Annotated in this window: 11 protein-coding genes; 3 read left to right on the top strand and 8 right to left on the bottom strand. The window is 66.1% G+C overall.

What is annotated here, in order from left to right:
• The 3 genes from EN780_RS41580 to EN780_RS20435 all read right to left on the bottom strand — a co-directional run.
• Positions 1-208, bottom strand: a 208-nt coding sequence (locus tag EN780_RS41580; protein ID WP_348631264.1) for an NAD(P)-binding protein, incomplete at its 3' end; no start/stop codon positions are given.
• Positions 209-264: 56 nt separating this feature from the next.
• Positions 265-822 (bottom strand): OsmC family protein, encoded by a 558-nt coding sequence (locus EN780_RS20445; RefSeq protein WP_127286161.1) that lies wholly within the window; start codon positions 820-822, stop codon positions 265-267.
• 250 nt (positions 823-1,072) lie between these two features.
• The gene (locus EN780_RS20435) at positions 1,073-1,726 is read right to left on the bottom strand and encodes a TetR/AcrR family transcriptional regulator (RefSeq protein WP_128275133.1); all 654 of its coding nucleotides are present in this window, start codon (positions 1,724-1,726) and stop codon (positions 1,073-1,075) included.
• Between the two features lie 80 nt (positions 1,727-1,806).
• Here EN780_RS20435 and EN780_RS20430 point away from each other — a divergent pair, with 80 nt between their 5' ends.
• A complete protein-coding gene (locus tag EN780_RS20430) occupies positions 1,807-2,700 on the top strand; it encodes a crotonase/enoyl-CoA hydratase family protein (RefSeq protein ID WP_128275132.1) in 894 nt (297 codons plus the stop codon).
• Here the strand turns inward: EN780_RS20430 and EN780_RS20425 are convergent.
• From EN780_RS20425 to EN780_RS20405, 5 genes are all read right to left on the bottom strand, one after another.
• Entirely contained in the window at positions 2,661-2,975 is a 315-nt protein-coding gene (locus tag EN780_RS20425; RefSeq protein ID WP_128275131.1) for a cupredoxin family copper-binding protein, read from the bottom strand. The genes EN780_RS20430 and EN780_RS20425 overlap by 40 nt on opposite strands.
• Positions 2,972-3,496: a DUF4142 domain-containing protein gene (locus EN780_RS20420; protein ID WP_128275130.1), complete on the bottom strand. Its 525-nt coding sequence runs from the start codon at positions 3,494-3,496 to the stop codon at positions 2,972-2,974. Before EN780_RS20420 ends, EN780_RS20425 begins: the two co-directional genes overlap by 4 nt.
• 86 nt (positions 3,497-3,582) lie before the next feature.
• Positions 3,583-4,260 carry an RNA polymerase sigma factor gene (locus EN780_RS20415; RefSeq protein WP_128275129.1) on the bottom strand — a complete coding sequence of 226 codons (678 nt, stop codon included), beginning with the start codon at positions 4,258-4,260 and terminating at the stop codon, positions 3,583-3,585.
• Positions 4,261-4,345: 85 nt separating this feature from the next.
• The gene (locus EN780_RS20410) at positions 4,346-5,425 is read right to left on the bottom strand and encodes an HPP family protein (protein WP_128275128.1); all 1,080 of its coding nucleotides are present in this window, start codon (positions 5,423-5,425) and stop codon (positions 4,346-4,348) included.
• A 216-nt stretch (positions 5,426-5,641) separates the two neighbouring features.
• Positions 5,642-6,814, bottom strand: coding sequence for a cystathionine beta-lyase (locus EN780_RS20405; protein WP_128275127.1), 1,173 nt, complete (start codon positions 6,812-6,814; stop codon positions 5,642-5,644).
• 308 nt (positions 6,815-7,122) lie between these two features.
• On the opposite strand from EN780_RS20405, the gene EN780_RS20400 reads away from it, so the two are divergent.
• Both EN780_RS20400 and EN780_RS20395 read left to right on the top strand, forming a co-directional pair.
• The gene (locus EN780_RS20400; RefSeq protein ID WP_128275126.1) at positions 7,123-7,758 is read left to right on the top strand and encodes a DUF1326 domain-containing protein; all 636 of its coding nucleotides are present in this window, start codon (positions 7,123-7,125) and stop codon (positions 7,756-7,758) included.
• Positions 7,759-7,765: 7 nt separating this feature from the next.
• Positions 7,766-8,644, top strand: coding sequence for a DUF2182 domain-containing protein (locus EN780_RS20395; protein ID WP_128275125.1), 879 nt, complete (start codon positions 7,766-7,768; stop codon positions 8,642-8,644).
• Positions 8,645-9,136 lie beyond the last annotated feature (492 nt).

Below are 9,136 nucleotides of genomic sequence, written 5' to 3'. Positions count from 1 at the left end.
GCGTCCGGTAGCCGTCCGGGTCGTCGCCGTCATAGCGGAAGCCGGGCAGCCGGCTTTGCCAGTTGGGCGTGAGCAGCCGCAGCGAATCCCACCGCTCGGTGCGCCAGCTATTGGCGATCTCGCCGCGCTCCAGCAGCACATGGTCGATGGAGCGCTCCGCGAGGCAGCGGCTCATCGCGAGCCCCGCGTGCCCTGCGCCGACGATCACTGTGGTGACGGAACTAATCGCGCCCTCTCAGCAAAAGCTACGGCTCGAACCGCCCTTCAGTTCACCACGACCGTGACGTTCGTCGGATTGGTGACGATGTCATAGACGGCCGACCGCTTCTGCGACTGGGCGACGAGCGCCTCGATGTCCTCGCGCTTGGCGTCGGCGTCGATGGCGTACTTCACCGTGATGCCGCTGAAGCCGTTGCGGACGTCGCTGTCGATGCCGAGTATGCCGGCGAGATCCATGTCGCCTTCGATGGTCGCCTTCACCGACTTCAACTGGATGTTGCGGTTCTGGGCAACCGCGGCGATGCCGGCGGTCAGGCAACTGGCCAGCCCGACCAGCACGTACTCGACTGGCGTGGCGCCCTGATCCAGGGAAGCGAACACCTCCGGATGGTCGGCGTCAAATGCGAAGGTGGTCTTGCGATGCTGGTCCTGGCCGAGGCCGTAAAAACTCTCGACCGTCGAGTGGCTGTGGGTGCCATCCTTCCATTCGCATGCCGCGCGCCACTTGAACTGCGCGGCCTCCGGGGCGTTGGTAAGCGCTTCTTTTGCGGCGAGCAGCGCCTCTACGTTGACGCCATTGTCGGCCTGTACTGCGGAAGCCATGATTATCCTCCCTACCTTGCACTGGCTCAAGAACCCGACCGTTCACTGACCTCCTGATCAGCTTTGGCCGTGGGGCGGGCATGGTATGGGCAGCCAGGCGTTTCGACAAGTTGTTTCCGGCGGGTGCGGGGTCGCCCTTCGGAGCCAGAAATAGCTATTTCGATCAGGCCGTCCCGGCCCGCGCTGGCCTCGCGCCCGCTTGCCGCCGGCTCGCTGGGGGCGCCATTCGAAAAGCGCGTGCCGACCGGCCTCAGCCTTTCGATCCTGGCGCCCGACTGATCACCCGCCCACGCCGCCGCGATGATCGACTGGCTGCTGGCGGAGCCGGCTCTGCCATCCTCACCTTGACCAGCGTCGCCGCTGCGTGGCCGGCGGCACCGATGTAGTCGGGATCGTGGTGGATCAGCATGCTGGAGAAGGCGCCGTCCATCAAAAGCACGATCTCGCGCGCCAGCATGCCGGGCTCGCTGACGTTGTGGCTTGAAAGCTCTGCGGCCAGCCATTGTTCGAAATTGGTCTTGTGGCGCGACCCGGCCTTGACCGCCGGGTGTCCGGGCATCGCGGCGAGCTCGGCGGCGGTGCGCAGATAGCCGCAGCCTTTCCACTTCGGGTGCCGCGCCACGCGCGCCAGATTGGTGAAGATCGCCGCGACTTTTTTGTCGACGCCGCCCTCGGCGGCGTCGAACCAGCCGCCCATCTGCTTGATGTTGGGTTGGTCGCGGCCGTCGAGATAGGCGGCGATCAGATCGTCCTTGCTCCTGAAATGATAGTAAAGCGTGCGCTTGGTCAGCCCCGCCTTTTCGGCCACCGCGTCGACGCTGACCCGAGCGACGCCTTCGGCATAGAACAGCTTCGTCGCCGCATCGACGATGCGTTTGCGGGTGGGGCTGGCGGGCTCGCTCATGTCGCAAGTATACCGACTAGTGAATATACACACAACGCAAAAGCTGATCCTTTCCGGCAGTTCCATGCCGGAGAGAAAAAATGACCGAGCTTGTGCTTTGCGAAAACCACGACCGCGTCGCGGTGCTGACGCTCAATCGCCCCGAAAAACTCAACGCCTTGAATTACGCCTTGATCGATCGTCTGCTCGAAATGCTCGACAGGATCGAGACCGACGACGCCGTTCGCGCCGTCATCCTGACCGGAGCAGGCGAGCGCGCCTTCTCCGCCGGCGCCGACATCCACGAATTTTCGATCAGCGTCGCCACCGGCGCGGATGTGGCGCTGCGCGACTTCGTCATGCGCGGCCAGCGGCTGACGGCGCGGCTCGAAGCCTTCCGCAAGCCGGTCATCGCCGCCGTCAATGGAATTGCCTTCGGCGGCGGCTGCGAGATCGCCGAGGCGGTGCCGCTGGCCATAGCCAGCGACCGCGCGCTGTTCGCCAAGCCCGAGATCAGCCTCGCCATGCCGCCGACCTTCGGCGGCACGCAGCGCCTGCCGCGGCTGGCCGGCCGCAAGCGGGCGCTGGAGTTGCTGTTGACGGGCGAAACCTTTTCGGCGGAGCGCGCCGTCGAGCTCGGCCTCGTCAACAGGATCGTGCCGCACGCCGAGCTGATGCCTGCGGCCCGGGATCTCGCCCGGCGCATCCTCAGCCATTCGGCGACCGCGGTGGCCGGCATTCTCACCGCGGTGGCGCGCGGCATCAAGCTCGGCATCGCCGAGGGTCTGCTGGTCGAGGCGGAGCAGTTCGCCCGGCTGGTCCCGACCGCCGATCTGCGCGAGGGCCTCGACGCCTGGAGGGAGCGCCGCAAACCCGCCTTTGGCGGTTCATGGATGCACATCACCCGGCCAAGCGAGGCAAGGCGCGCCTCGATGGCAATGGACCGCGCGGCGGCTCAGGGCGAAACGGCTACCCGGCCCCGCATGTTGGGATGAAAGCGGCAGAAATAGTCGACCGCGCCGGCTTCGTTGAGGGTCGTCTTTCCCGTCGATTTCGGCGGGATCATCACCTCCCAGCCGCCTTTCACCGTGGCCGTGTGGGCGAACGCATCCTTGTTCACCCACTCGATCGTGTCGCCGACCCTGGCCGTAACGCTTGCCGGCGAGAAGACGAGCTTGTCGATGGTCACCGTGATCGTCTCCGCCGGCGCCGGGCTGGCGGTGAGCGCCAGCGCCAGCGCCGCTAATGCCGGCCGTGTCAGCGCCGTCATTTCAGGCTGCCGGCGACATGCTCGGCATGCTGCTGATGCCCCTGGAAGATCTTCAGCCCGGTCTCCAGCAGGCTCTTCAACTCGGCATTGCTCGCCGACGGGATGAGCAGGGTCTTCAGCGCCCCGTTGACCTGCTTGTGGTAGGCCACCTCATTCTCGACATAGGCCTTGTCGAAGGCCGCGCCGTCGAGCTTCGCGAGCTTGCCGCGTTCTTCTGCCGCCGCCTTGGCAAGCGCCTGGCTCGTGGCGTTGTCCTCCGGCGTGACATTGAGCTTCTTGACCAGGTCGAGCGCCTGCTTGTTCACCGCCTCATGGTCGCGCACCATGTCGTTGGCGAAATCCACGACCTCCTTGGTCTTGGACTTCTCGATCGCCAGCTTCGCCGCCTCGATGTCGATCGTGCCCGCCGTGTAGGCGATGTGGGCGATCTGCGGATCGGTCGGCTTGTCGGCGGCCTGCGCCAGCGGCGCGGCGCCGAGCATGAGCAGGGCGGCGAGGGCAACGGTCGGTCGGGTAAACATGGCATCTCCTTCGCCCGGTGGTGCCGGGCTCGCGTTCTTCGGTTAACGCTGATTGGATGCGGGAAGGGCCGAAACGTTCCCGGGAATCAGCCCTCGATCCCCAGTCTTTTCATCACCGCCTCGGTCAGCCGCTCGCAGCGGCGGCCGGCGAAGGGGAAGGCGTCGAGCAGCACCGGGCCGATCTCGTCGTCCAGCGCCTTGCGCACCAGGGCGCGCGCCCGGTGCAGCCTCGTCTTGACGGTCTCGGGCTTGACGCCAAGCAGGTCGGCGGTCTCGTCCATGCTGAAGCCCTCGATGACGCGGGCGATGAACACGCTGCGGTAGACATCGGGCAGGCTGTCGGTCGCCCGTTCGACAAGTGCGAGGATCTGCCGCTGCGCCATCGTCCGCTCCGGATCGTCGCTCGCGTTGAGGGGAAACGGGATGATCTGCGCATCCGGATTCTCAGGCATCGCGACGGTGCGCTTTCGTTTCCGCAGCCGGCCGAGCGCCTCGTTGATGACGATGCGCGACAGCCAGGTCGAGAGCGAGGCATCGCCGCGAAAGGCGGCGAGGCTGGCGAAGGCGCGGACATAGGCCTCCTGGACGATGTCCTCGGCCTCGGCGTCGTTGCGTACCACGCCGCGCGCGATGCGGTAGAGCCGCTGGTTGTGCGTCTTGATGATCAGGCGGAAGGCGTCCGCCTCGCGCGCCAGCGCACGGCGCACAAGCGCCATGTCGCCGGATGCTGTTTCGGGCGCCGCGGCAGCGGCAAGCTTCCTCATCACGCCCCGATCTCCTTGCAAAGACGCTCCATCGGGACATTGGACGCGCTGGCCGCAAAAAGGTTCCCGGATTTTGGCGCCTATGTTAAGCCGCGGCCAGGCCCTTGTCTGCCGTCTGCACGCGCGCGGCTGCGGCCAAAAGGTCGGTCTGCGTGATCAGGCCGAGGATGCGCCGTTCGCCATCGACGATCACCGCCGCGTGGCTGCGCCCGTCGGTCAGCACCGGCAGCAGGCTCATCGCCGGCGTGTCGGGCGAGGCGGTGCCGGCCTTCGACATCACGCCCTTCACCGTGTCGGTGGCTTTCGTCAGCTCGCGCAGGCCGACGGCGCCGACCAGCCTCGCTTCGGCGTCGATCACCGGCAAGGTGCGGATGTTGTGGTCGAGAAGCTGCTGCCGCGCCGCCTCGGCGGAGGCATCTTCCGGCACCGAGATCACGTCGCGCGACATGATGTCTTCGCAAAGCAGCGTGCGATGCGTGCGCACCATCGCCTGCAGCTCGACTTGCCTGAGCAGCCGTTCGAGGTCGTCGCGCCCGATGTCGAAGGTCTCGTCGAGCGCGGTCAGTGCCGCGTCGATATCCTCCGGCCTGAAGCCGACGCGCTCGCGTGGCGCCGGATCGGCGGTGCCGTGGCTGTTGGCGGCGGGAGCGGCGACATGCGGATAGTTGCGCCGCGCCAGCCGGTGGAAGAGGAAGCCGAGCGTGACCAGGATGGTCGAGTTCAGCGCCACCGGCACGAACGGGAACAGGAAACCGGCGCTGATGACCGCCGGACCGCCGAGCACGGCGGTGAGCGCGGCGGCACCGCCCGGCGGGTGCAGGCAGCGCGTGAACGACATCGCCGCGATCGCCAGCGCCACGGCAAGGCCGGACGCGATCACCGGATCGTGCACGAAATGCGCCACGGTGACGCCGACCAGCGCCGAGATCGAATTGCCGCCGATGATCGACCAGGGCTGCGCGAGCGGGCTCGCCGGCACGGCGAAGAGAAGCACGGCCGAGGCGCCCATCGGCGCCACCAGCAGCGCCACATGCGGGCCGCCGCCCATCGCCAGCCCGCTGATCACGCCGGTCAGCGCGATGCCGATCGTGGCGCCGATGCAGGCCAGCAGCCGCTCGCGCAGCGTTGCGCCGGCAAGGATGGGGACAAAAAGGCGGAACGCCATGGCAGGTCCTGAATGCAAGAGAAATTGCGTTGCCCGCAATGCAGCCGCGGTCGCGGATTTGGAAGCCAAACCAATCCGCGCATTTGCGATTGCGGAGAATATTATTGCGCGACGCGGGTCAGAGGGCTGTCGCCTGCGGCCTTCGCTTTCTCAATCGCGCCAAGGCCTTGCGGTCGTGTGCGGAATCGATCCCTCAACCCGGGTTGTCTTCGCAGGTCAGGCCGTTGCCGCCGCCGCCGCCAGTCCGCGCAACAGGTCGGCCTTGAGGTCGTCGACGTCCTCGAGCCCGATCTGGAGGCGGACCAGCGGCCCATCATAGGAGCCCTTGGCGACGGTGCGGTCGCCGAGGAAGACCGGCACAGCCAGGCTCTCATAGCCGCCCCAGGAATAGCCAAGGCCGAAGATCTTCAGCGCGTCGAGAAAGGCGTGCTGCGCCTTCTGCCCGCCGCCCTTGAGCACGATCGAGAAGACGCCGCTCGAGCCGCAGAAGTCGCGCTTCCAGAGCGCGTGGTCGGGATGGCTCTCCAGCGCCGGGTAGAGCACCTGCGCCACGCCGGGCTGCTCCTCGAGCCATCTCGCCAGGGCAAGCGTGCTCTTCCGGTGATGCTCGAGCCGGACCCCCATCGTGCGCAGGCCGCGCAGTACCTGGTAGATGTCGTCCGGGCCGGAGCAGCAGCCAAGCGTGCAAAAACCTTCGTAGAGCTGCTTCCAGTACGTCTCGTTGGCCGAGACGGTGCCGAGCAGCACGTCCGAATGGCCGGCTGGGTATTTCGTCGCCGCATGGATCGAGATGTCGACGCCATGGTCGAGCGGCTTGAAATAGAGCGGCGTCGCCCAGGTGTTGTCCATCATGACGATGGCTCCGGCTTGATGCGCAGCCTTGGCGATCGCCGGGATGTCCTGCACCTCGTAGGTGTTCGATCCCGGCGATTCCGTAAACACCACCTTGGTGTTGGGCTTGATCAGCGCGGCGATGCCGGCGCCGATGTGCGGATCGTAATACTCGACCTCGACGCCCAGCCGCTTCAGCATCGTGTCGGCGAAGTGCCGTGTCGGGTGATAGACGCTGTCGACGATCAGGAGATGGTCGCCCGCCGCGAGGAAGGTGAGCAGCGGCACCGTCACCGCCGCCAGGCCGGAGGGTACCGCGATCGTGCCGGCCGAACCCTCCAGGGCGTCGACGGCCTGCGTCAGCGCGTCCATGGTCGGCGTGCCGCGCGTGCCGTAGGTGTATTTCTGGCTGCGCGCCGCCATCGACGCCGCGTCGGGATAGAGCACCGTCGAGGCATGCACGACCGGCGGATTGACGAAGCCGAAATAGTCGCGCGGATTGTTGCCGGAATGGGCAAGCCGCGTGTTGATTCCCATTTCGCCGTTGTCTTTTGCCATGTCTCTCGCCTGTGGTGGGGGTGACGCCAGCCATAATGCGGCGGCTCGGACCACGCAACCGCCCGGTGCCCGCCAGTCGGCGGTGTTTCAATGTGCCAAATCCTTGCCGGGCGGACCGCGGCGGAGCCTGGCTTAGGCGCCGGCGATCGGACTTTGATCCGACTATCAGGCCGTGTGGGAACGTTATATATTGCACGTCTAATATGATCATTGCCGGGTTGCCTTGATGCGCGCCGGACAATTTATCTGGCCGCGGTCCCGTCTCCCCCGCAATGCAGGCACTTCGCGCTAACCAAGGGAGGACTGTGATGCCCGACGTCAAGTGGACGATGAAGGCACGCGAATTCGTCAACTGCAACTGCGCCTATGGCTGTCCGTGCCAGTTCAACGCCTTGCCAACCGAAGGGTTCTGCCAGGCGGTCGTCGGCATGGAAATCGAAAAGGGCCAGCACGGCGACACCAAACTTGACGGCTTGCGCTTCGCCGGCGTCTTTCGCTGGCCGGGTGCGATCCACCACGGCAAGGGCGAGGCCGCGGTGGTCATCGACGAGCGGGCAACGCAGGCGCAGCGCGACGCGCTGCTTCGCATCCTGAGCGGCCAGGATACCGAGCCCGGCGCCACCATCTTCCAGGTCTTCTCGACCACGCTGGAGAAAGTCCACGATCCGATCTTCGCCGCGATCGACTTCAACGTCGACATCGACGCAAGGACGGCCCGGTTGAGCGTGCCTGGCATTGCCGAGGGGCACGGCGAGCCGATCAAGAACCCTGTTACCGGCGCCGAGCATCGGGCGCGCATCGACCTGCCGCATGGCTTCGAATACACGCTCGCTGAAGCCGGGCGCGGCTGGACCAAGGCGACCGGCCCGATCAAATTCGAGGTCGCGGACACGCACAGCCACTTCGCCGAAATCCACCTTTCGCAAAGCGGCGTCGTGCACTGACGCCGCCATGCCCGACACGGCCCTCGAGGCGGTGCTGCGGCGCGACCGCGCGGTCGTCGCCGCGGCGCTCGTCGTCATTGCGGTGCTCGCCTGGGCCTATCTGCTGTGGCTCGCCGCCGACATGGGCATGCCCGCCACGCCCGCGCAGGCGGGCGGCGACATGGCCGGCATGAACATGTCCGATACGAGCACCATGGACATGAGCGGCATGGACATGCCGGGCATGGATATGGGGGAGGCGGTCGCGCCGGCTTTCCGCGCCTGGGCGGCGACCGATTTCGGCTTCATCTTCGCCATGTGGGCGGTGATGATGGTCGGCATGATGACGCCGTCGGTGGCGCCGATGCTGCTGCTCTATGCCGGCGTCGGCCACAAGGCCGCGGCGAGCGGGCGCACCATCGCGTCGACGGGATGGTTCTTCAGCGGCTATCTGCTGGTCTGGATCGGCTTCAGCCTTGCCGCGACCGGCGCGCAATGGCTGCTCGCCCGTCTCGCCTTGCTCGATCCGATGATGGCGACCAACAGCGGCATCCTCGGCGGCGTCATCCTGATTGCCGCCGGCATCTACCAATGGACGCCGATGAAGGGCGTCTGCCTCAGCCAATGCCAGGCGCCGATCGCCTTCCTGACCAGACATGGCGGATTCCGCACCGCGCCGATCGGCGCGCTGCGGCTGGGTATCGCGCACGGCGCCTATTGCCTCGGCTGCTGCTGGGCGTTGATGGCACTGCTGTTCGTCGGCGGCGTCATGAACGTGCTCTGGATCGCGGCGATCGCCATCCTCATCCTGCTGGAAAAGACTGTCCCGACGGGCCGAGCTCTCCCGCGAATCTCCGGCGCGGTGATGGTGGCGATCGGCGTCTGGCTGCTCGCCGGCGCCGGGTGATCGTCCGCCTGCTGATCTTCATGCATGTTGATTTGTATTGATGAATGCAGCCGTCGTCCGGTTCGCCCGTGGCGGTCGCCGGCGAGGTCTTCCCCAATGAAGCAGGAACAAACGCCAGGCTGATCTTTGCCGGTGTTGGGCTCATGCGGAAGGGCGGACTTTGCCGACTCTGGTTGCACGCTCCGGCTAATTTGCGGGCGCGTTTGGCCGCAATTCGGGCATTTGCGGCAATCGGTTTTCAAACTCTTTGGGAAACGGTCATTTCCCTTGACCTCACAGGAATAATCGCCTTCGATGCAGTTCGTGAATGGGAGGCAGCGCGTCGGTTGCGATGCGGGGATCCGGGAGTGGCCGGAAAGGGAGCTGCGTTCACACGGGAAAAAGATCAGGGTCGCCTGAGAACAGGGTCACCTGTAAAACAGAAAAGGGTATGTGGGTCATGAAACATATTGCATTCGGCATTCTCGGCGCGGCCGCGCTTGGGTTTACGGG

The sequence above is a fragment of the Mesorhizobium sp. M4B.F.Ca.ET.089.01.1.1 genome (assembly GCF_004022605.1).
Taxonomy (GTDB): Bacteria; Pseudomonadota; Alphaproteobacteria; order Rhizobiales; family Rhizobiaceae; genus Mesorhizobium; species Mesorhizobium abyssinicae.
Note: the sequence above shows the minus strand (reverse complement) of the source record. Positions and strands in the feature narration are given on the sequence as shown.